The sequence below is a fragment of the Variovorax sp. Soil_C_19 genome, from assembly GCF_057657255.1.
Genome location: NZ_JBDGIV010000001.1, coordinates 676025 through 697129, shown reverse-complemented (window position 1 = coordinate 697129; position 21105 = coordinate 676025). Strand labels below are relative to the sequence as shown.

Here is a 21105-nt window from a genome sequence, read left to right as displayed (position 1 = left end):
ACCCCGCGAGGGGTCATTCCATGCACTTAAACGAACTCAAGGCACTCCACGTGTCTGAAGTCCTCAAGCAAGCCGAGGCTCTAGAAATCGAAAACGTCGGCCGCATGCGCAAGCAGGAGCTGATGTTCGCGATCATCAAGAAACGCGCCAAGGCCGGCGAGCAGGTCTTCGCCGACGGTGTGCTCGAAATCCTGCCCGACGGCTTCGGCTTTCTGCGCAGCCCCGACACCAGCTTCACCGCCAGCACCGACGACATCTACATCTCGCCGAGCCAGGTGCGCCGCTTCAACCTGCACACCGGCGACATGATCGAAGGCGAGGTGCGCACGCCCAAGGACGGCGAGCGCTACTTCGCGCTGACCAAGCTCGACAAGGTCAACGACGGTCCGCCCGAGCAGAACAAGCACAAGGTGATGTTCGAGAACCTGACGCCGCTGTTCCCCAAGGTGCAGATGAAGCTCGAGCGCGACGGCATCAAGAGCGAAGAGAACATCACCGGCCGCGTCATCGACATCATCGCCCCCATTGGCAAGGGCCAGCGCGCCCTGCTCGTGGCGCCGCCCAAGAGCGGCAAGACGGTGATGATGCAGCACATCGCCCACGCGATCAGCGCCAACTATCCCGAAGTGCACATGATGGTGCTGCTGGTGGACGAGCGGCCCGAAGAAGTGACCGAGATGCAGCGCACCGTCAAGGGCGAAGTCATCGCGTCGACCTTCGACGAACCCGCGGCGCGCCACGTGCACGTGGCCGAAATGGTCATCGAGCGCGCCAAGCGCCTGGTCGAGCTCAAGAAGGACGTCGTGATCCTGCTCGACTCGATCACCCGCCTTGCCCGTGCCTACAACAACGTCGTGCCCTCGTCGGGCAAGGTGCTCACCGGCGGCGTCGACTCCAACGCGCTGCAGCGCCCCAAGCGCTTCCTGGGCGCGGCGCGCAACGTGGAAGAAGGCGGTTCGCTGACCATCATCGGCACCGCGCTGATCGACACCGGCAGCCGCATGGACGAAGTGATCTTCGAGGAGTTCAAGGGCACCGGCAACTCCGAAATCCACCTCGACCGCCGCCTCTACGAAAAGCGCGTGTTCCCCTCGATCCAGCTCAACCGCAGCGGCACGCGCCGCGAAGAGCTGCTGCTGGCTCCCGAGATCCTGCAGAAGACCCGCATCCTGCGCCAGCTCATGTACAACATGGACGAGATCGAGTCGATGGAGCTGATGCTCAAGAACATGAAGGCGACGAAGACCAATGTCGAGTTCTTCGACATGATGCGTCGCGGCGGCTAGCTGCTCGCTGCCCCGGAAGAATGCCCGCTGCTCGCGGGCATTTTTCTTTCAGGTGCGCAGCGCCCGGCCCTCGGCGGCACTGCGCGTGCCGAGCGCCAGCAGCTCCATGAGCGCGACGGCTTCTTCGGGCGGAACGGGGTTGGGGCCGTGGCCGAGGATCGCGTCGCGCCCCGCAGCATAGTAGTCGGCATAGTTGCCGGGCCGTGTCGGCACCCTGCGCATGCGCGCGATGCCATCGGCACCGGGCACCGTGAGTTCGCCGTCGAGCGGGTCGGCGCCCCAATCCTCACCCGGCGGACGCCGGCCGGCGCGCAGCGCGTCTTCCTGCGTGTCCACGCCATGCTTGACGAAGCTCCCACGCGTGCCGTGCACGATGTAGCGCGGCGCGGCATGGGCCGCGAGCGTGGTGGCGTGCAGCACCACGCGCAACGGTGCATGCGGCCCCGCCTCGTAGCGCAGCACTGCATGGAAGTAGTCCTCGACCACGGCGCCGTCCCGCAGCGCAGCCGTGTCGAGCTGGAGCGTGTCCGGGCGGCCGAACAGCTGCACCGCCTGGTCGATTAGGTGCGCACCCAGGTCGACCCAGAGGCCGGCGCCGGGCACCGCCTGTTCACGCCAGCGCGCCCTGACCTCGGGACGGAAACGATCGAAGTGCGATTCGAAGTAGACCGGTCGGCCGAGTTCGCCGGCGGCGAGCAGGTCCTTGAGCGTGAGGAAGTCGGCGTCGAAGCGCCGGTTCTGGTAGACCGACAGGACCAGGTTGTTGCGCTCCGCCAACGATGCGAGGTCGCGCGCTTCGGCCACATCGAGCGTGAAGGGTTTGTCCACCACGACGTGCTTGCCGGCCTCGAGCGCCGTCCGGGCGACGGGATGGTGCTGGGCATTCGGCGTGGCCACCACCACCAGGTCGATGTCCGCGCGCGCGGCAAGCGCCGCCACGTCGGGCACCACGGCCACGCCGGGCCAGTCGGCCTGGACCTTGTGCGGCTGCGAACTCGCCACCGCCACCAATTCGAGCCCCGGCACGGCCGAGAGCACGGGCGCATGAAAGGTCTGGCCGGCGAAACCGTAGCCGACGAGGCCGGCGCGCAGCATTCTGGAGGTCATCGGGGCGTCTTCCGCTGAAAGCGCCCAGTATGCGATAATCGCTGGCTCCGCGAAAAGTGCAGCCGGGCGTCTTGCCCTGCGATTCCGTCAAGCTCGACGGAACGGTCGTCGACCCGGCGTGTGCCGGCCCAGGCGTCTTGTGGCTCTCGCATCGACCCCAAAGGAAATACCATGGCAAAAGAAGGCATTCACCCGAACTACCGCGAAATCCTGTTCGTCGACATGTCGAACGGCTTCAAGTTCGTGACCCGTTCGTGCGCGAACACCAAGGAAATGGCCAAGGCCGACGACGGCCGCGAACTGCCGCTGTTCAAGCTCGACACCACGAGCGAATCGCACCCCTTCTACACCGGCACGCAGAAGTCGGTCGACAACATGGGCGGTCGCGTCGAGAAGTTCCGCAACCGCTTCGGCAAGACCACTGGCGCTGCTTCCAAGTAAGGCACGCGCTTTCGCATCGAGGGCAGCCCGGTTTACCGCGCTGCCCTTTTTCTTGTCGACGACTGCCGCCCTACTTCGTACGTGAACCAGCCCACTCCTGCGATCGTTGCCCAGAGCGCCGTGCGCCGGTTGCCGCGCGTGGCGCTGCTGCTGCTGTGCGCCGCCTACCTGCTGCCGGGCCTCGTCGGGCGCGGCCCCTGGAAGAGCGCGGACATCTCGGCCTTCGGCTACATGGCCGAACTCGCCGCCAGCACCGAAGGCATCGCGCGCTGGTTCGATCCCATGCTGCTCGGCCTGCGGCCCGAGACGCCGGCGCTGATCCCCTACTGGATCGGCGCCTGGGCCATCAAGATCGCGCCCGCGTGGGTGCACCCCGACTTCGCGGTGCGCTTCGTCTTCGCGCTGATGCTCTGGGGCACCTTCACCGCCACCTGGTACGCCGTCTACTACCTGGCCCGCACGTCGCGCGCCCAGCCTGTGGCCTTCGCCTTCGGCGGCGAAGCACGGCCGACCGACTACGCACGCGCCATTGCCGACGGCGGCCTGCTCGCGCTGATCGCCTGCCTGGGCCTGGCGCAGCTCGGCCACGAAACCACGCCGGCCCTGGCGCAGCTGTATTTCGCATCGCACCTGTTCTACGGCGTCGCCGCGCTGCCGTACCGCCGGGTTGGGCCGACGATCGCGCTCGTCGTCGGCACCGTCGGCATGACATTGAGCGGCGGCCCCACGATCGGCCTGGCGCTGGCGGCGGGCAGCGCGCTGTTCATGGCCTACGAACGGCGCACCGCGCGCAAGACCGCGCCGACCTACGCCGACGATGACGAAAGCCCCGGCTACACGCGTGGCGCGCTCGCGGCGACAGCCGGCGTCTCGCTTGCGGCGGCGGCGCTGGCCGTGGGGCTGGGGCTGCTGCAATGGAAGATCGAGTTGCCGGGCGATCATTCCAACAGCGCATCGGTGCTCGGCGACCTGCGCAGCCATGCCAAGCTGCTGGTCTGGTTCACCTGGCCGGTCTGGCCGCTGGCCCTCTGGACGCTCTGGCGCTGGCGCCGCCAGCTCACCGCGCGCCACGTGGCGCTGCCCTTCTGGTTCGCGCTGGTGCCATTGGCTGCCACCCTGACCACGAGCTACTCCGACCGCTCGCTGCTGCTGGCGCTGCCGGCTTTCGCCACGCTCGCGGCCTTTGCGCTACCGACCTTCAGGCGCAGCGCTGCCGCGCTGATCGACTGGTTCAACGTGCTGTTCTTCAGCGGCCTCGCCGTGCTCGGCTGGATCTACTGGATCGCCATGCAGACCGGCGTGCCGCCAAAGCCCGCAGCGAGCGTGTCGCGGCTGGTGCCCGGCTTCGTGCCCGAGTTCGCGCTCGTTCCGTTCGTGCTGGCGCTGGCTGCCACCATCGCGTGGTGCTGGCTGGTGCGCTGGCGCACCGGGCGCCACCGCGCGGCACTCTGGAAGACGCTGGTGCTGCCGGCCGGCGGCACCGCGCTGTGCTGGATGCTGCTGATGACGCTGTGGCTGCCTTCGATCGACTATGCGCGCAGCTATGTCCCACAGGTGCGCGCGGTGACCGAGCGCGTCGGCCAGCCGGTCTGCGTGGCCGAGCTGGCGCTCAGCCGCGCGCACATCGCGGCGCTCAGGCATCACGGTCATTTCAACCTGCGCCCGCTGCTGCTCGGCACCGACTGCCCCTGGCTGCTCGTGAGCCCCGACGTCATCACCCGGCTGCACACCATCGTGCCGCTGGAGCATTGGCGGTTCAGCGGCACCCTGCGGCGCCCCAGCAGCGCGAGCGACGACCTGCTGCTCTACCAGAAGATCGCGCCCGCCCAGTGATCGGCGAACGCGGTCTGATCGCACGGCACGCCGGCACGGTGCTGGTCGGCCAGTTGGCGGTGATGGCGTTCGGCGTGACCGACACCATCGTCGCCGGCCGCTATGCCGAAGGCGCGCTCGCCGCGCTGTCGGTGGGCTCGGCGATCTTCATCAGCGTGTTCGTGTCGCTCATGGGCGTGCTGCAGGCCCTGCTGCCGGTGTGGGCCGAACTCCACGGCGCTGGCCGTCCCAGCGAGGTCGGCCGCTCGGTGCGGCAGTCGCTCTACCTGGCGGCCATCGCCATCGCCGTGGGCATGGCGGTGCTGCTCTTTCCCGGTGCGGTGCTGCAATGGACCCAGGTGCCGCCCGCGATGCGCGCCGTGGTGGAAGCGTACCTGGCGGTGCTCGCGTTCGCGCTGCCGCCGGCGCTGCTGTTCCGCCTGTTCAGCACGCTCAGCCAGAGCCTCGGCAAGCCGCAGGTCGTGACCTGGCTGCAGATCGGCTCGCTGGCCGTGAAGCTGCCGCTCTCGGTCTGGTTCACTTTCGGCGGCGTCGGTCTGCCCGCGATGGGCCTGGTGGGCTGCGCCTGGGCCACGCTGTTCGTGAACTGGGCGATGCTCGGATGCGCAGCGTGGTTGTTGCGCAGCAGCAGCTTCTACCGCGGCTACCAGCTCTGGGAGCGCATCGAGCGGCCCGACTGGCAGCAGATCCGCCAGTTCGCGCGCCTGGGCATTCCCGGCGGCCTCGCGGTGCTGGTGGAAGTGACCTCGTTCACGCTGATGGCGCTGTTCATTGCACGGCTGGGCACCGCGGCGGCAGCGGCACACCAGATCGCGTCGAACCTGCTGGCCGTAGCCTACATGGTGCCGCTCTCGCTGGCCATCGCGACCAGCGCGCGAGTGAGCTTCTGGCTCGGCGCCGGGCAGGCGCACCGGGCGCGCCGCGCCTGCCGCCTCGGCTTCGAACTCACCGCCCTGTGCGCGCTGTTCTTCGCGGGCGCGATGGTGGCGCTGCGCTTCAAGCTGGCGCAGGTGTATTCCGACAACCCCGCCGTGGCCGCGCTGGCCGCGTCGCTGCTGCTGGTGGTGGCGGCCTACCATTTCGCCGATGCGCTGCAGACACTGTGCGTGTTCGTGCTGCGAAGCTACCGCGTCACCTTCATGCCGCTCGCCATCTACTGCACGCTGCTCTGGGGTGTCGGGCTCGGCGGCAGCTACCTGCTGGCCTACCGAGGCCTGGGTCCGTGGCCCGCCATGCAGTCGCCGCTGGCGTTCTGGCTCATGAGCGCGGGTGCGCTCGCGGTCACGGCGTTGTTGTTCGGCGCGCTGCTGCGCTGGACGATGCGGCGCTCGATGGGCCCGATGGGCTCGTAGGCGATTTCGCCAGCAGCCGCGCCTCGCGCACCCGGCTGGCGGGAAACACCAGCGCAAAACGCGAGCCCTTGCCCACGGTGCTTTCGATGCGCAGTTCGGCCCCGTGCCGCTGTGCGATGTGCTTGACGATCGCAAGGCCCAGGCCGGTGCCGCCGGTCTCGCGCGAGCGGCTGCGGTCGATGCGGTAGAAGCGCTCGGTCAGGCGCGGGAGGTGCTCGGCCGCGATGCCGGGCCCGGTATCGCGCACCGCGTATTCGCCGCGCCCGTCGGGCAGCAGCCGCCAGCTCACCGCCACATCGCCGCCGCCGGGCGTGTAGCGGATGGCATTGGTCAGAAGGTTCGACATCGCGCTCTGCAGCTCCGTCGGCGCACCCGAGATCTCGGATTCCGCACCGAGCTCGAACGAGAGCCGGTGCCCGAGCGGCGCGAGCCGGCCCGACAAACCGCGCCCTTCGTCCTCGCACTGCGCGAACAAGGCGCGCATGCGGACCCATTGGCTGCCCGAAGGCGGCGCGCTGCCTTCGAGGCGCGACAGCGTCAGCAGGTCATTCACCAGCGTTTCCATGCGGTGAGATTGCTGGCTCATGAGTGCGAGGTACCTCGCGCGCTCCTCGGCGTCGAGCGGCAGGTTCTGCAGCGTCTCGACGAAGCCCGCGAGCACCGTGAGCGGCGTGCGGATCTCGTGCGAGACGTTGGCCACGAAATCGCGCCGCATCGCCTCGGCCTGTTCGAGCGCGGTGATGTCGCGCGTGAGCAGCATGCGGCGGTTGCCCGCATAGGGATGCACCTGCACCGACAGCCGGATCGAGTGGCTGCGCTGCTGCGCGGGTCCGGCCCCCGAGGCATCGATCACCACGTCGCGGCTGTAGTTCCACGAGGCCAGGTAGGCGACGAAAGCCGGGTCGCGCACCAGGTTCGCCAGGTGTTGCAGCAGGTCGCGCTCGGCGTTGATGCCGAACTGGCCGGCGGCCGTCTGGTTGCACCACTCGATGCGGCCCTGCTCGTCGAGCAGGATCACGCCATTGGGCGAAGCCTGGATCGCCGCAAGGAACTCCTGTAGCCGTTCTTCAGCCTGCCGGGTCTGCTGCTCGCGCTCGCGCAGCAGCTTGCGGATGCGCTCCGCCAATTCGCCCCAGACCCCCGGGCCGCGCGTGGGCAGGCCGGCGGCATCGTTGCGCAGCACCCGCAGCAGTCGTTCTGCGCGCCAGGCGTCGAGCCCGAGCCACAGCACCGCGCCCAGCCAGGCGCCGAGCCACCAGTACTTCCAGCCGAGAACCGCGCCGACACCCGCCCCGACCAGGAGGGACGCGAGCAGAAACGTGGCAATGCGAAACGGCATGGCGCGCGATTATCCGCGCCCGTGGCCGGAGCGAACGGCGCGCCGGCTCAAACCGTGACCTGGGCGGTCAGACGATAGCCGGCGCCGCGCACCGTCTCGACCATCGGCGAAGCCGCACCGAGCGATTCGCGCAGGCGCTTGACGTGCACGTCGACCGTGCGCTCCTCGATGTAGACGTGGTCGCCCCATACCTTGTCGAGCAGCTGCGCGCGGCTGTGCACGCGCTCGGCATGCTGCATCAGGTAGGCGAGCAGCTTGAATTCGGTCGGGCCCACCTTGAGTGCATTGCCCTGCCAGGTGACCCGGTGCGTCGCGGTGTCGAGCACCAGTTCGCCGATCTCGACGCGCTCGGTCACGACCTCGGGCGCGCGGCGGCGCAGCACGGCCCGGATTCGGGCGAGCATTTCCTGCGTGGAGAACGGCTTGGTGATGTAGTCGTCGGCACCCGCGTCGAGGCCCGCGACCTTGTCGGGCTCGTCGCCGCGCGCGGTCAGCATCAGGATCGGGATGCCCTTGGTGCGCGCATCCTTGCGCCACTGGCGTGCGAGCTGCAGGCCGCTCTGGCCCGGCAGCATCCAGTCGAGCAGGATCAGGTCGGGCAGAAAGGCGTCGATCTCGCGCTGGGCTGCGGCGCCGTCTTCCGACCAGATCGGCTCGAAGCCGTTGTGGCGCAGGTTGACCGCGATCAGCTCGGCGATCGAGGATTCGTCTTCAACGATCAGGACTCGTGGCTTCTTCATGAGAGAGATTGAAATGCTGCACAAGCCCCCGCGCCCAATGGCCTAGGCGGGGAACACCGCGGAACCGGCTTTGCCGGGCCGCTGGTGTTGCCCCCTTGAGGGGGGAGTCGGCTACACGAAGTGAGCAAGGAACGGGGGTGGGTCATTGAAGCGCCGACTCGATTTCCTGCATCGAAGTGTGCCGCACATCGGCGCCCTTGACGATGTAGATGATGAATTCGGCAATGTTCTTCGCGTGGTCGCCGATGCGCTCGATGGCCTTGGCCAGGAACAGCAGGTCGAGGCTGGCCGAGATGGTGCGCGGATCTTCCATCATGTAGGTGACCAGCTTGCGCACGAAGCCGTCGAACTCCTTGTCGATCAGGTCGTCGTCCTTGAGGATCGACAGCGCCGCGGCCGTGTCCAGGCGCGCAAACGCGTCGAGCGCGGTGCGCAGCAGGCCCGAGGCCAGGTCGGCGGCGATGCGCAGCTCGTTCGAGGGCAGCGCACGGGCCGAGCCGCTCTCGATGATCGACTTGACCATGCGCGCGATCTTGTGGGCCTCGTCGCCCACGCGCTCGAGGTTGGCGGTGGTCTTGGAGATGGCGATCAAGAGGCGCAGGTCGCGCGCCGTGGGCTGGCGCCGCGCGATGATCGACGACAGCTCGCGGTCGATCTCGATCTCCATCGCGTTCACGCGCACTTCGGTCTCCATCACGCGATCGGCCGCCTCGGGGTCGAACTGAAGCAGCGCGTACACGGCCTGGTGAATCTGCGATTCGACCATGCCGCCGAGCTCCATCACGCGCGACGAGACGCCGTTGAGTTCGCTGTCGAACTGGCTGGAAAGGTGTTTCTCGGTCATGTTGTCTCCTTTGACTTAACCGAAGCGGCCGGTGATGTAGTCCTCGGTCTCCTTGCGCTGCGGCTTGAAGAACATCTGCTCGGTGGCACCGAACTCGATGAGGTCGCCCAGATACATGTAGGCGGTGTAGTCGCTGCAGCGTGCGGCCTGCTGCATGTTGTGCGTGACGATGACCACGGTGTACTCGCTCTTGAGTTCGGCGATCAGTTCTTCAATCTTCGCGGTCGAGATCGGGTCGAGCGCCGAGCACGGTTCGTCGAGCAGCAGCACCTCGGGCTTGATGGCGATGCCCCGCGCAATGCACAGGCGCTGCTGTTGGCCGCCCGAAAGGCCCGAGCCGCTCTGCTGCAGCTTGTCGCGCACTTCGGTCCAGAGCGCGGCCTTCTTCAGGGCCCACTCCACGCGGTCGTCCATGTCGCTGGCCGAGAGATTCTCGAACAGCTTCACGCCGAAGGCGATGTTGTCGTAGATCGACATCGGGAACGGCGTGGGCTTCTGGAACACCATGCCGATCTTGGCGCGGATCAGCGCGACGTCCTGCTTGGAGGTGAGCAGGTTCTCGCCGTCGAGCGCGATGGTGCCTTCCGCGCGCTGTTCGGGATAGAGCTCGAACATGCGGTTGAAGGTGCGCAGCAGGGTCGACTTGCCGCAGCCCGACGGGCCGATGAAGGCCGTGACCTTGTTCTCGGGAATCTCGAGGTTGATGCCCTTGAGCGCGTGGAACTTGCCGTAGTAGAAGTTCAGGTCCTTGACCGAGAGCTTCGAGCGCGACGGTTGTGCGGCGGTGTTTGGCATGGTGGCTACTTGTTGGATCAGAATTTGTTGCGCGTCAGTACTCGCGCCAGGATGTTGAGGGCGAGCACGGCCACGGTAATCAGGAACACGCCGGCCCAGGCCAGCTGTTGCCAGTTCTCGTACGGGCTCATCGCGAACTTGAAGATCGTCACCGGCAGGCTGGCCATCGGCTGGCTCACATCGGCGGTCCAGAACTGGTTGTTCAACGCGGTGAAGAGCAGCGGTGCCGTTTCGCCGGCGATGCGTGCCACGGCCAGCAGCACACCCGTCACCACACCGGCGCGCGCGGCGCGCAGCGTGATGCTCAGGATGACCTTCCACTTCGGCGTGCCGAGCGCATAGGCCGCTTCGCGCAGGCCCGGGGGCACCAGCTGCAGCATGTTCTCGGTGGTGCGGATCACCACCGGAATCACGATCAGCGCCAGCGACAGCGCACCGGCCAGGCCCGAGAAGGTCTTGAAGTACGCGACCACGACGGCATACACGAACAGGCCGATCACGATCGACGGTGCCGACAGCAGGATGTCGTTGACGAAGCGCGTCACCGACGAGAGCCAGCCCTTCGGGTTGTACTCGGCCAGGTAGATGCCGGCCATGATGCCGATGGGCGTGCCCACGAAGGTCGCCATCATCACCATCACGAACGAACCGAAGATCGCGTTGGCAATGCCGCCCGCCTCGTTCGGCGGCGGCGTCATCTCGGTGAAGGTGGCGAGCGCCAGGCCGCCGATGCCCAGGCGCAGCGTTTCCCAGAGAATCCAGACCAGCCAGAAGACGCCGAACGCCATCGCCGCGAGCGACAGCGTCAGCGCGACCTTGTTCACGCGGTTGCGCGAGGCGAATCTGGCCTGGCGCGTTTCCGCCAACGCCTTGGCGTTGAGGAGGTTCTGTGCGGTGCTGCTCACGACTTGGTTCCTTCGCTCTTCTTCATCTGGGCCAGCAGCACTTTCGACAGCGTCAGCACGACGAAGGTGATGAAGAACAGCACCAGGCCGAGGTACATCAGCGCAGCCTGGTGCAGGCCGGCGCCGGCTTCGGCGAACTCGTTGGCGAGTGCCGATGTGATGCTGTTGGCCGCCTCGAACACCGACAGCGAGTTGAGCTGGTTCATGTTGCCGATCACGAAGGTGACGGCCATCGTTTCACCGAGCGCCCGGCCGAGGCCGAGCATGATGCCGCCGATGACGCCGGCCTTGGTATAGGGCAGCACCACCTTGGAAACCACTTCCCAGGTGGTGGAGCCGAGGCCGTAGGCCGACTCCTTGAGCAGCGGCGGCGTCACCTCGAACACGTCGCGCATCACCGAGGCGATGAACGGAATGATCATGATCGCGAGGATGATGCCGGCCGACAGGATGCCGATGCCCACGGGCGGGCCGGACACCAGGGCGCCCAGGTATGGCACGCCCTCGAACAGCTTCTGCAGCGGCTGCTGCACATAAGTGGAAAGAATGGGGCCGAACACGAGCAGGCCCCACATGCCGTAGACGATCGACGGCACGGCGGCGAGCAATTCGATGGCTGTGCCCAGCGGGCGCTTGAGCCAGTTGGGCGAAAGTTCTGTCAGGAAAAGCGCGATGCCGAAGCTCACCGGCACGGCGATCACCAGTGCGATGAGCGAGGTGGCCAGCGTGCCGTAGATCATGACCAGGCCGCCGTACTCGTCCTTCACCGGGTCCCACACGCTGCTCGTCAGGAAGCCGAGGCCGTACTTCGCGATCGCTGGCCATGCGCCGGCAATCAGCGACAGCAAAATGCCGATCAGCATCGCGAGCGTCAGCAACGCGGCGCCCTTGGCCGCCCAGCCGAACAGGCGGTCGGCCATGGGACCGGAACGCGGCGCCTTGGCCGGTGGCGGGTTGGTTCGCGCACGATCGCCTGAACGGTCGAGCGCGGCTGCGGAAGCAGGGAAAGTGGATGACACGGGTCGCTCCGGCAATGACGAAAGCGGCGCACCGTCGAGCGTTCTGTTGCTCACGGTGCGCCGTCCTGGACTGTGATGGTTGGAATTACTTGGATGCGACCGGCTTGCCCGATGCGTCCTTCACTTCACCCCATGCCTTGGCGATCGTGGCCTTCACGTTGTCGGGCATCGGCACGTAGTCGAGGTCGTCGGCCGTCTTGTCGCCGCTCTTGTAGGCCCAGTCGAAGAACTTCAGCACCGTGGTGGCATTGGCGGGCTTGTCCTGCACCTTGTGCATCAGGATGAAGGTGGCGCCGGTGATGGGCCATGCGTCCTTGCCGGCCTGGTTGGTCAGCACCTGGAAGAAGCTCTTGTTCCACTCGGCGTTGGCAGCGGCGGCCTTGAAGGCATCGGCTTCCGGCGAGACGAAGTTGCCGGCCGCGTTCTGCAGCTGGGCGTAGGTCATCTTGTTCTGCTTGACGTAGGCGTACTCGACGTAGCCGATCGAATTCGGCAGGCGGTTCACGAACGCTGCGACGCCTTCGTTGCCCTTGCCGCCCGCGCCGGTCGGCCAGTTGACGGCCGTGCCCTCGCCGACCTTGGTCTTCCACTCGGCGTTGACCTTGCTCAGGTAGTTGGTGAACAGGAAGCTGGTGCCCGAACCGTCGGCACGGCGAACCGGTGCGATGGTGGCGTCAGGCAGGGCCAGCGAGCCGTTCAGCGCCTTGATGGCGGGGTCGTTCCACTTGGTGATCTTGCCCAGGTAGATGTCGCCGAGCACCTGGCCGTTGAGCTTCAGCTCGCCGGGCTTGATGCCCTGGATGTTGACCACGGGGATCACGCCGCCGATGACGGTGGGGAACTGCATCAGGCCCTTGGCCTGGAGGTCCTCGTCCTTCAGGGGCGCGTCGGAAGCGCCGAAGTCGACCGTCTTGGCCTCGATCTGCTTCAGGCCGGCGCCCGAGCCCACCGACTGGTAGTTGATCTTGACGCCGGTGGCCTTGTTGAAATCGGAGGCCCACTTGGCATAGAGCGGTGCCGGGAAGCTGGCACCGGCGCCGGTCACGTCTTGCGCGAAGGCGGGCACATGGGCGAAGAGCGCGGTCACGAGGCCGGCGGCGGCGAATTTGAAGGTCGTATTCATCAAAGGCGTCCTTTAGAAGTAAGAAGTAGTCCCTTTCGGGCTTGGAACGGACTCTAAAAAGCTTGTGTGACATCGGTGTGACACCTCGCTGTCGAGGGAAAAAGCGGTTGCTCTCCCCTGGCGCATGTGACGCTGTCACGGAACCGTCATTTGTCACGCCTAGCCTCTGCCGATGCCCGCCGTGGACCTTCGGCGCGCCATACGGCGCTACGATCCATGTCACTGCTCCTCTCACAGAACTACATGCAAAACGGCACCCGCCTCGCCGCTGTCGACCTCGGTTCGAACAGCTTCAGGCTCGAAATCGGCCAGGTCGACCACGGCCAGATCCACCGCACCGAATACCTCAAGGAAACCGTGCGCCAAGGCAACGGCCTCGACAGCGCCCGCAACCTCACACCCGAAGCCATGCAGCGCGGCTGGGACGCCCTGGCCCGCTTCGGCGAGCGGCTGGCCGGCTTCAAGCGCTCGCAGGTGCGCGCCGTGGCCACGCAGACGCTTCGCGAGGCGCGCAACCGAGAAGAATTCCTGTTGCGTGCGCGCACCATCCTGGGGTTCGGCATCGACGTGATCCCGGGCCGCGAGGAAGCGCGCCTGATCTACCAGGGCGTGGCGCACATGCTGCCGCACACCGATGCCTCCGACCGCGAACGGCGGCTGGTGATCGACATCGGCGGGCGCTCCACCGAAATGATCATCGGCCGCGCTCTCGAGGCCGAGCTGGTGGAGTCCTACCGCGTGGGCAGCGTCGCCTGGTCGATGAAGCACTTCGCCGAAGGGCTCTTCACGCCCGCCGCCTTCCGCGCCGCCGAGGTGGCCGCCAAGGCGGTGCTCGACGATGCGCTCTCCGGCTACGGCCGCGACCGCTGGGACGTGGCCTATGGCGCCTCCGGCACCATCGGCGCGGTGGGCGACATGCTGGCCGCGGCCGGCGGCGAGCCGGGGCTCGTCACGCGCGAAGGGCTCGACTGGCTCGTCGACCGCCTGCTCAAGGCCGGCAGCACCGACCGGCTGCGCATCGACGGCATGCGCGAAGACCGCAAGGCCGTGATCGGCGGCGGCGTGAGCGTGCTGCGCGCCGTGTTCGACCTGCTCGGCATCGAGCAGATGAAGGTCGCCCAGGGCGCGCTGCGCCACGGCGTGCTGTACGAACTGCTGGAGCGCGACGAGAGCGTGGCCGACATGCGCACGGCCACGGTGGCGCGGCTGGCCAGCCGGTTCGCGGTGGATGCGGCACAGGCACGGCGCGTGGGCGACACCGCGGCGGCGCTGTTCGTGCAGCTCATGCCCGCAGCCCGGGGCGGCAGCACCGGCAGCCGCGCCGGGCGCGCGCTGCGCAAGCTCGGCTGGGCAGCGCAGCTGCACGAGATCGGCACGCTGGTGTCGCACAGCGACTACCACAAGCACGGTGCCTACATCCTCGACAACACCGACGCGCCCGGCTTCGCGGTCAACGAACTGCATGCACTGGCGCAACTGGTGCTGGGCCAGCGCGGCAAGCTGCGCAAGCTCGAGGCGGCACTCGATGACGAGACCTTCGTGATGCAGCTGCTGTCGCTGCGGCTGGCCGTCATCCTGTGCCACGCGCGCCGCGACCCCGACGCCGAAGCGCTGCATCTGGCGGCGCTGGGCGCACGGGCGTTCACGATCGCGTGCGCGCCAGACTGGGCCGAGGCCTATCCGCAGTCCGCGCATCTGCTGCGCGAAGAAGTGCTGGCGTGGCAAAAAACCAGCAACTGGCGCATCGAACTCAGCTAGAACGAGCGCCCTGCCGGCCCCGCGCAGTCTTATTTCGGATCGGCTTGGGCAAGACGGGGCAGCGCATCGTCGCCGAACATGCCGGCGTAGGCCAGCCAGAGGATCTGCGACAGCCCGCGCCGCAGGCCCTCCTGGGCCTTGGCCGTGTCCTGCAGCAGGCCGTCGTAGGCCAGGAAGGCCGGCTCTTCGAGGTCGGCGGTGTGAGTGGTCTGGTGGAGCACCGCCTGCTGCTCGTTCTTGAGCGCCTGCTCGATCGCGACGAAGGGCTTGTAGCTCGAGGTCATGTCGGCCGCGCCGTAGGTCGTGGTAACCCGCATGATGAGCGTGCTGTAGCCAGGGGTGGGCTCGAACCCCGGCGCCTGCAACACGTCGTCCGGCCTGTCGACGCGAGCGACCGGCGTCAACTTGACCTCTCGGCCACTGGCCCGCAGGCGTGCCGCCACCAGGTCGGCGAAATGCCGATTCAGCGGCACCGCCCCGCCCTGCTTCACACGGGTGGTGAACTCCCCAGTGCGGCGTTCGATGCGATCGGCCCGCGTGACGCGGGTGCCGACCTCCACGCCGAGCGCAACGAGCGTGCCGACCGGGCCAAAGACACCCGCCCATCCGACGATGGCGGAACCGCCGCCGTCCATGACATTCAGCAGGTCTTCGTCGTTGTAGACGAGTTCGATCCGGGTGACGGTGCGGGTCGCGTCGTGTCGAACCTGCGGGGCGGGCTCGGGGGGGCGCGTGGCGGCACATCCCGACAGGAGAAGGACTGCTGCGGCCAGCAGCGGCACAAGCGCTTTCATGGGCATTCGCGGGTGAAAGGCGGCTGTACAGCCTGCTCACCCGCCTGCCCGGAATTCCGCGGCACACAAGGCGCTTGCTGCGCAATCGCCTTGTAGTTGTAAGTTATAGATGCATATGTTTCTAAATGCATCCGGCACGGCCATTGTGCCTACATAACCGTGCCGCGTCCCCGCGAAATTGGTGAATTAGTTTACATATTGGGGCAGATCACGCGCCCCACCAACTCAGAGCAGCTCGGGCGACTGCACCGTGACCACCACCGTCTGCACATCGCCATCGCGCTCGCGCGTGCGGATCCACCACACCGAGCCCTTGCGCACCGGGCAGCTGTCCTGCTTCAGCCCCAGCAGCAGCGAGATGGCCTGGCCGAGCGAGGGCTGGTGGCCGATCATCAGCACGACCGACTTGCCGTTGGGCCAGCCCGCCGCGCTCAGCAAAGCGTCGGGCGTGGTGTCGGGCGCGAGCTCCGAACGCAGCTTGTACTTGCGGCCGAGCGCCAGCGCAGTCTGCTCGCAGCGCCGCGACGGGCTGCAGATGATGCGCGTGCCGTCGGGCAGCTGGCGGTCCAGCCAACTGGCCATGCGCTTGGCCTGCTTTTCGCCGCGGCCAGTCAGCGAACGCTGCAGGTCGTCGCAGCCCTCGGTCCAGTCGTCGGCTTCGGCATGGCGCCAGAAGATCAGGTCCATGGTCATCGCCTTTCGGTCTTCGTCAGCTGCCGGAGGCCTCGGCGTGCCCACCACGCGCGCCGTACCGGTTCATGAGCGCGGTCTGCGCCCCGTGCGCCTCGATGGCGCGCGAGGCGCCGGCCTCCCCGGGGTGGGTGTCGCGGTCGACGCGGGTGTAGACGCCGTCGCCGCCAAGGTCCCAGGCATCGCGTCCGTCGTGCAGGTAGGCCACCAGGCATTCGTCGATCAGGCGCTGGCGCAGGCTCGGGTCGGTCACGGGCCAGGCCAGCTCGATGCGCCGCATCATGTTGCGGTTCATCCAGTCGGCGCTCGACAGGTAGAGCGATTCGTCCTCGCCGTTGCGGAAATAGAAGACCCGCGAGTGTTCGAGGAAGCGCCCGATCACCGAACGCACGCGAATGTTGTCGGTCAGCCCCGGCACCTGCGCCGGCAGCGTGCAGGCGCCGCGCACGATGAGGTCGATCTTCACGCCGTTCTGCCCGGCGCGCACCAGCGCGGCGACCAGTTCTTCGTCGGTCAGCGCATTCATCTTGGCGACGATGCGCGTGGGCTCACCGGCAGCCGCCGCCACGCCGAGCGCGTCGATCTGCGCCACGAGGTTGCGGTGCAGGTCGAAGGGCGCAAGCCACATGCGGTTGAGCTTCGGCAGCCGGCTCTGGCTGGCCAGGTGCACGAACACCGCCTCCATGTCAGCCGTCAAGAGTGGATCGGCCGTGAGATGGCTGATGTCGGTGTAGAGCCCCGCGGTGCGCGGGTTGTAGTTGCCGGTCGAGAGATGCCCATAGCGACGCATCTGCTTGCCCTCGCGGCGCGTCACCAGCAGCATCTTGGCGTGCGTCTTCAGGCCGACCACGCCATACACCACCTGCGCGCCGATCGATTCGAGCATCTCGGCCCAGTTGATGTTGGCCTCTTCGTCGAAGCGGGCCTTGAGCTCCACCACCACCGTCACTTCCTTGCCCTTGCGCACGGCCTCGCGCAGCAGGTCCATCAGTTCGGAGTCGGGGCCGGTGCGGTAGATGGTCTGCTTGATGGCCAGCACCTGCGGGTCGTCGACCGCCTCGCGCAGGAAGGCGAGCACGCCGTCGAAGCTCTCGAAGGGCTGATGGATCAGCACGTCGCCGCGCTGCAGGCGCTCGAAGAACGACTGCGCCGGCGACAGCGTCACCGGATAGGAGGCGGCGTAAGGCGGAAAGCGCAGTTGCGGCTCTTCGAGCAGGTCGATCAGCTGCGTCAGCCGCGCGAGGTTGACCGGCCCGTGCACGCGATAGAGCGCCTGCGGCGGCAGGTTGAACTGCGCCAGCAGGAAGCTCGCCAGGGACTCCGCGCAGCTGGCCGACACCTCGAGCCGCACCGCCTGCCCGAAGTGGCGGTGCTGCAGGCCCTGGCGCAGCGCGGTGCGCAGGTTCTTGACGTCTTCCTCGTCCACCGCGAGATCGGAATGCCGCGTGACGCGGAACTGCGAGAAGTCGCCCACCTCGCGGCCGGGGAACATGCCGGACAGGTGCGCGCGCACCACGCTGGACAACGCCACGAACAGCGTCTTGCCCTCCGACACCTTGGCCGGCATGCGGATCACGCGCGGCAGCACGCGCGGCACCTTGACGATCTGAATCGGGTTCTCGCGCCCGAAGGCATCCTTGCCGCCGAGCCGCACGATGAAGTTGAGCGACTTGTTGGCCACTTGCGGGAACGGATGCGCCGGATCGAGGCCCACCGGGATCAGCAGCGGGCGCACCTCGCGCTCGAAATACTCGCTGACCCACTTGCGCTGCGCGGCGTTGCGCTCGCCGTGCGAAATGATGTGAATGCCGTGCGTCGCGAAGGTTGGCATCAGCTCGTCGTTGTACAGCGCGTACTGGCGCGCCACCAGCGCATGAGCGGTTTCGGCCAGGCGCTCGAACGAGCCGACGGTGTAGACGCCTTTGCGGTCGCCGGCACCGCTGGCGATCAGGTGCGGCGCGGCACGGACCTCGAAGAATTCATCGAGGTTCGACGACACGATGCACAGGTAGCGCAGGCGCTCGATCAGCGGCACTTCGGGCCGGTGCGCCCAGTCGAGCACGCGCTCGTTGAACGACAGGATGCTGTGGTCGCGGTCGAGGAGTTTGAATGCCGAAGCCGCGACTGGCGGGCCAGCGGAAACAGATTCCATGGGCAATGATTCTGGGGCAAGCGGCACGGCAGTACATGAAGACGGGAATATGACAGTGTCACCGTCGTTCGTGACGGTTTCGTGACGCACCCGTGACGCCAGCGGTCCGCCCGCCTCCGGCGCCAGGCTGGGCGAGGAACCCGGCGGCCCTCCCTCGGGCCGGATCGCCGCTGGCTTCATGCGCCGAGAAAATGCTTGCGGTAGCGCGGCGGCAGGTCGTCGATGCGCATCAGCATCGGCAGGTCGGCGGTGTTGAAGTCCGGGTCCCAGGCCGGCGCGCCCAGCACCTTGGCACCGAGGCGCAGGTAGCCCTTGATGAGTGCAGGCGGCTCGACATCAAGCGCGCTGTCGAGCCGCTCGACCGGCAGCGGCAGGCGCGGCTGCACCTGGTACTGGATCGGTGCCATGTGGGTGGCCGAGAGCTGGCGCCAGATGCTGGCCGCGGCGTCGCCGCTGGTCACGCCGTTGTGCGACATCGGGATGCTCGCGCAGCCGATCATCGTGTCTAGCTTGTTGCGGTGCATGAACCCCGCCAGCGCGCCCCACAGGGCGAGGATCACCCCGCCCTGCCGATGCGCCGGGTGCACGCAGCTGCGGCCGAGCTCGACCATGCGCTCGCGCAGGTCGCGCAGGCGGGTCAGGTCGAATTCGGTGTCGCTGTAGGTGCTGCCGACGCGCCGGGCCTGCGCCGGCGTGAGCACGCGGTAGGTGCCGATCACCTGCTGTGTCAGTGCATCGCGCACCAGCAGGTGCTCGCAGAAATCGTCGAACAGGTCGATGTCGTGGCCCGCCAGCGGCGTGCTCACGCGGGCGCCCATCTCGCCGACGAACACCTCGTGGCGCAGGCGCTGCGCGGCGCGCACGTCGTCGAGGTGGCGTGCCCAGCCCACCGTGATGCCCTGCTTCGCATCGACCACCGGCGGCACCAGGATGGCGGCGGGCACCTCGGCGACCGGCACGCGCGGAAGGCCGGGCGTGGGCCAGAGCGCGGCGCGCAGGCCGATCTGCGAAAGCGGGAACGTCGGATTGGGCAGTTCTTTCATGGGGAACCCTTTCTGCGACGGAGTCTCGGCACCCGCGGTGAAACCGGCATGTCAACGGCATGGCATTTGCATGACCGTGTTACAGCGCATGAATGGCCTTGCTTGAAGGTTTAATGCGGGTTCCCCGACATGGAGCGTCCGACATGGCGACAGCCGCAACCAGCAACAACACAAGCAGCAGCAGTTTCGACAACCGCCTTCACCAGGCCTTTCCGGTGCTCAGCGACGCCGAAGTCGCGCGCGTGGCGCGCTTCGGCACGGTGCAGCGCTTCGCGCGCGGCGAGCGTCTCTTCACCGCCGGCGAAACCAGCCCCGGCATGTTCGTGCTGCTGCGCGGCGTGGTCGCTGTCACGCAACGCGACGGCCTGGGCCACGTGGTGCCGATCGTGCGCCAGGGACCGGGCGAATTCCTCGCCGAAGTGGGCCAGCTGAGCGGCCAGCCCGCGCTCGTCGACGGCCATGCCGACGAGGACGTGGAGGCGCTGCTCGTGCCGCCCGCGCAATTGCGCGCGCTCCTGGTGGCCGAAGCCGACCTGGGCGAGCGCATCACGCGCGCGCTGATCCTGCGGCGCGTGGCCCTCATCGAATCGGGCGCGAGCGGGCCGGTGCTGATCGGCCAGCCGGCCTCGCCCGACATGGCACGGCTCGAGAACTTCCTGCGCCGCAACGGGCACCCCTACCACCTGGTGGATGCGGCCGACGACCCCGACGCCGCGGCGCTGCTCGAACAGTACGGCGCCTGCAAGCTGCTCGCCGTGTGCCCCGACGGCTCGGTGCTGGTGAATCCTTCCGAGGACGAGCTCGCCCGCTGCCTCGGCATGCTCGACACCGCGCCGCGCGACGAGGTGTTCGACGTGGCCGTGGTCGGCGCAGGTCCAGCCGGGCTGGCCACCGCGGTGTATGCGGCGTCGGAAGGGCTGCGCGTGATCGTGCTCGACTGCCGCGCGTTCGGCGGACAGGCCGGCGCCAGTGCGCGCATCGAGAACTACCTCGGCTTTCCCACCGGCATTTCGGGCCAGGCGCTCGCGGGCCGCGCCTACGTGCAGGCGCAGAAGTTCGGCGTCGACATGCTGATTCCGGCCAAGGCCGTGTCGCTCGACTGCACGCGCGACAACGCGAACGGCAGCCTGCGCATCGCGCTCACCGACGGCCGCGCCATCGAGGCCCGCACGGTCGTCATCGCGAGCGGCGCACGCTACCGGCGGCCCGAAGTACCCCGGCTCGCCGAATTCGAAGGGCGCGGCATCTGGTACTGGGCCTCGGCCATCGAAGCCAAGCTCTGCGCGCAGCAGGAGGTCGCGCTCGTCGGTGGCGGCAATTCCGCCGGCCAGGCCGCGGTGTTCCTGTCGCGCCATGCGGCCAAGGTCAACGTGCTGGTGCGCGGCCCCTCGCTGGCCGCGAGCATGTCGCGCTACCTGATCGACCGGATCGAGGCCACGCCGAACATCGAGCTGCATCCACACACCGAACTCGTAAAGCTCAACGGCGGACCGGACGAAGGCCTCACCGGCGCGACCTGGCGCTGCCGGGCCACCGGCCAGGAGCACGACTGCGACGCGCGCAACATCTTCCTGTTCGTCGGCGCCGAGCCCGAGACCGGCTGGCTCGAAGGCTGCGGCGTTTCGGTCGACAAGCACGGCTTCGTGCGGACCGGCGATGCGGCGAGCGGCGGCTTTCCGGCACGGCCGGCCGCGGCGCTCGAATCGAGCGTCCAGGGCGTCTTCGCGGTCGGCGATGCGCGCTCGGGCTCGGTCAAGCGCGTGGGCGGCGCGATCGGCGAAGGTGCGGCCGTGGTGGCGCTGATCCACCAGCACCTCTCGTCCGCCTCCGCCGTGGCCTGACGACGGCGCTGCGCCGGCCGGCGGGCAAGCCCCTCTGCGACAT

At 67.8% G+C, this 21105-nt stretch carries 18 protein-coding genes; 6 read left to right on the top strand and 12 right to left on the bottom strand.

Annotation, left to right across the window (positions count from 1 at the left end; genetic code table 11):
• Positions 1-20: 20 nt before the first annotated feature.
• On the top strand, positions 21-1286 hold the full coding sequence (gene rho, locus AC3A6R_RS03270; RefSeq protein ID WP_487858878.1) for a transcription termination factor Rho: 1266 nt from the start codon (positions 21-23) through the stop codon (positions 1284-1286).
• Between the two features lie 48 nt (positions 1287-1334).
• Here rho and AC3A6R_RS03265 read toward each other — a convergent pair whose 3' ends face one another.
• Entirely contained in the window at positions 1335-2393 is a 1059-nt protein-coding gene (locus AC3A6R_RS03265) for an oxidoreductase (RefSeq protein WP_487863761.1), read from the bottom strand.
• 171 nt (positions 2394-2564) lie between these two features.
• Here AC3A6R_RS03265 and AC3A6R_RS03260 point away from each other — a divergent pair, with 171 nt between their 5' ends.
• The 3 genes from AC3A6R_RS03260 (at position 2565) to AC3A6R_RS03250 (ending at position 6019) form a co-directional block, all read left to right on the top strand.
• On the top strand, positions 2565-2834 hold the full coding sequence (locus AC3A6R_RS03260) for a type B 50S ribosomal protein L31 (protein WP_487858876.1): 270 nt from the start codon (positions 2565-2567) through the stop codon (positions 2832-2834).
• A gap of 81 nt (positions 2835-2915) precedes the next feature.
• Entirely contained in the window at positions 2916-4667 is a 1752-nt protein-coding gene (locus tag AC3A6R_RS03255; protein ID WP_487863760.1) for a hypothetical protein, read from the top strand.
• Complete coding sequence (locus tag AC3A6R_RS03250) at positions 4664-6019, top strand: MATE family efflux transporter (RefSeq protein ID WP_487863759.1); 1356 nt, start codon at positions 4664-4666, stop codon at positions 6017-6019. Before AC3A6R_RS03255 ends, AC3A6R_RS03250 begins: the two co-directional genes overlap by 4 nt.
• Here the strand turns inward: AC3A6R_RS03250 and phoR are convergent.
• The 7 genes from phoR to pstS all read right to left on the bottom strand — a co-directional run bounded on the left by phoR (position 5949) and on the right by pstS (position 12784).
• Positions 5949-7358 carry a phosphate regulon sensor histidine kinase PhoR gene (phoR, locus tag AC3A6R_RS03245; protein WP_487863758.1) on the bottom strand — a complete coding sequence of 470 codons (1410 nt, stop codon included), beginning with the start codon at positions 7356-7358 and terminating at the stop codon, positions 5949-5951. The genes AC3A6R_RS03250 and phoR overlap by 71 nt on opposite strands.
• A gap of 47 nt (positions 7359-7405) precedes the next feature.
• Positions 7406-8098 (bottom strand): phosphate regulon transcriptional regulator PhoB, encoded by a 693-nt coding sequence (phoB, locus tag AC3A6R_RS03240; protein WP_487858872.1) that lies wholly within the window; start codon positions 8096-8098, stop codon positions 7406-7408.
• A 142-nt stretch (positions 8099-8240) separates the two neighbouring features.
• Positions 8241-8942, bottom strand: a complete 702-nt coding sequence (phoU, locus tag AC3A6R_RS03235) for a phosphate signaling complex protein PhoU (protein ID WP_487858871.1) — start codon at positions 8940-8942, stop codon at positions 8241-8243.
• Positions 8943-8957: 15 nt separating this feature from the next.
• Complete coding sequence (gene pstB / locus AC3A6R_RS03230) at positions 8958-9737, bottom strand: phosphate ABC transporter ATP-binding protein PstB (protein ID WP_487858870.1); 780 nt, start codon at positions 9735-9737, stop codon at positions 8958-8960.
• A gap of 17 nt (positions 9738-9754) precedes the next feature.
• On the bottom strand, positions 9755-10642 hold the full coding sequence (gene pstA / locus AC3A6R_RS03225) for a phosphate ABC transporter permease PstA (protein WP_487858869.1): 888 nt from the start codon (positions 10640-10642) through the stop codon (positions 9755-9757).
• Complete coding sequence (gene pstC, locus AC3A6R_RS03220; protein WP_487858868.1) at positions 10639-11661, bottom strand: phosphate ABC transporter permease subunit PstC; 1023 nt, start codon at positions 11659-11661, stop codon at positions 10639-10641. Before pstC ends, pstA begins: the two co-directional genes overlap by 4 nt.
• An 85-nt stretch (positions 11662-11746) precedes the next feature.
• Positions 11747-12784: a phosphate ABC transporter substrate-binding protein PstS gene (gene pstS / locus AC3A6R_RS03215; RefSeq protein ID WP_487858867.1), complete on the bottom strand. Its 1038-nt coding sequence runs from the start codon at positions 12782-12784 to the stop codon at positions 11747-11749.
• A gap of 243 nt (positions 12785-13027) precedes the next feature.
• Here pstS and AC3A6R_RS03210 point away from each other — a divergent pair, with 243 nt between their 5' ends.
• Positions 13028-14542: a Ppx/GppA phosphatase family protein gene (locus AC3A6R_RS03210; protein ID WP_487863901.1), complete on the top strand. Its 1515-nt coding sequence runs from the start codon at positions 13028-13030 to the stop codon at positions 14540-14542.
• 29 nt (positions 14543-14571) lie between these two features.
• Here the strand turns inward: AC3A6R_RS03210 and AC3A6R_RS03205 are convergent, their stop codons facing one another.
• From AC3A6R_RS03205 to AC3A6R_RS03190, 4 genes are all read right to left on the bottom strand, one after another.
• Complete coding sequence (locus AC3A6R_RS03205) at positions 14572-15336, bottom strand: hypothetical protein (RefSeq protein ID WP_487863757.1); 765 nt, start codon at positions 15334-15336, stop codon at positions 14572-14574.
• A 225-nt stretch (positions 15337-15561) separates the two neighbouring features.
• Entirely contained in the window at positions 15562-16023 is a 462-nt protein-coding gene (locus AC3A6R_RS03200; RefSeq protein WP_487863756.1) for a SixA phosphatase family protein, read from the bottom strand.
• Between the two features lie 22 nt (positions 16024-16045).
• Positions 16046-18358: a polyphosphate kinase 1 gene (gene ppk1 / locus AC3A6R_RS03195; RefSeq protein ID WP_487863755.1), complete on the bottom strand. Its 2313-nt coding sequence runs from the start codon at positions 18356-18358 to the stop codon at positions 16046-16048.
• The gene (locus AC3A6R_RS03190) at positions 18355-19221 is read right to left on the bottom strand and encodes a GNAT family N-acetyltransferase (RefSeq protein WP_487858863.1); all 867 of its coding nucleotides are present in this window, start codon (positions 19219-19221) and stop codon (positions 18355-18357) included. Before AC3A6R_RS03190 ends, ppk1 begins: the two co-directional genes overlap by 4 nt.
• A gap of 143 nt (positions 19222-19364) precedes the next feature.
• On the opposite strand from AC3A6R_RS03190, the gene AC3A6R_RS03185 reads away from it, so the two are divergent.
• The gene (locus AC3A6R_RS03185; protein WP_487858862.1) at positions 19365-21062 is read left to right on the top strand and encodes an FAD-dependent oxidoreductase; all 1698 of its coding nucleotides are present in this window, start codon (positions 19365-19367) and stop codon (positions 21060-21062) included.
• Positions 21063-21105 lie beyond the last annotated feature (43 nt).

What these genes read in the sequence shown, in the direction of transcription:
- AC3A6R_RS03190 (WP_487858863.1), bottom strand. Translation starts at nt 19,221, where the DNA reads ATGAAAGAACTGCCCAATCCGACGTTCCCGCTTTCGCAGATCGGCCTG.
- phoU (WP_487858871.1), bottom strand. Translation starts at nt 8,942, where the DNA reads ATGACCGAGAAACACCTTTCCAGCCAGTTCGACAGCGAACTCAACGGC.
- phoR (WP_487863758.1), bottom strand. Translation starts at nt 7,358, where the DNA reads ATGCCGTTTCGCATTGCCACGTTTCTGCTCGCGTCCCTCCTGGTCGGG.
- AC3A6R_RS03265 (WP_487863761.1), bottom strand. Translation starts at nt 2,393, where the DNA reads ATGACCTCCAGAATGCTGCGCGCCGGCCTCGTCGGCTACGGTTTCGCC.
- pstS (WP_487858867.1), bottom strand. Translation starts at nt 12,784, where the DNA reads ATGAATACGACCTTCAAATTCGCCGCCGCCGGCCTCGTGACCGCGCTC.
- AC3A6R_RS03205 (WP_487863757.1), bottom strand. Translation starts at nt 15,336, where the DNA reads ATGAAAGCGCTTGTGCCGCTGCTGGCCGCAGCAGTCCTTCTCCTGTCG.
- ppk1 (WP_487863755.1), bottom strand. Translation starts at nt 18,358, where the DNA reads ATGAAGCCAGCGGCGATCCGGCCCGAGGGAGGGCCGCCGGGTTCCTCG.
- rho (WP_487858878.1), top strand. Translation starts at nt 21, where the DNA reads ATGCACTTAAACGAACTCAAGGCACTCCACGTGTCTGAAGTCCTCAAG.
- AC3A6R_RS03260 (WP_487858876.1), top strand. Translation starts at nt 2,565, where the DNA reads ATGGCAAAAGAAGGCATTCACCCGAACTACCGCGAAATCCTGTTCGTC.
- AC3A6R_RS03185 (WP_487858862.1), top strand. Translation starts at nt 19,365, where the DNA reads ATGGCGACAGCCGCAACCAGCAACAACACAAGCAGCAGCAGTTTCGAC.
- AC3A6R_RS03200 (WP_487863756.1), bottom strand. Translation starts at nt 16,023, where the DNA reads ATGGACCTGATCTTCTGGCGCCATGCCGAAGCCGACGACTGGACCGAG.
- phoB (WP_487858872.1), bottom strand. Translation starts at nt 8,098, where the DNA reads ATGAAGAAGCCACGAGTCCTGATCGTTGAAGACGAATCCTCGATCGCC.
- AC3A6R_RS03210 (WP_487863901.1), top strand. Translation starts at nt 13,028, where the DNA reads ATGCAAAACGGCACCCGCCTCGCCGCTGTCGACCTCGGTTCGAACAGC.
- pstB (WP_487858870.1), bottom strand. Translation starts at nt 9,737, where the DNA reads ATGCCAAACACCGCCGCACAACCGTCGCGCTCGAAGCTCTCGGTCAAG.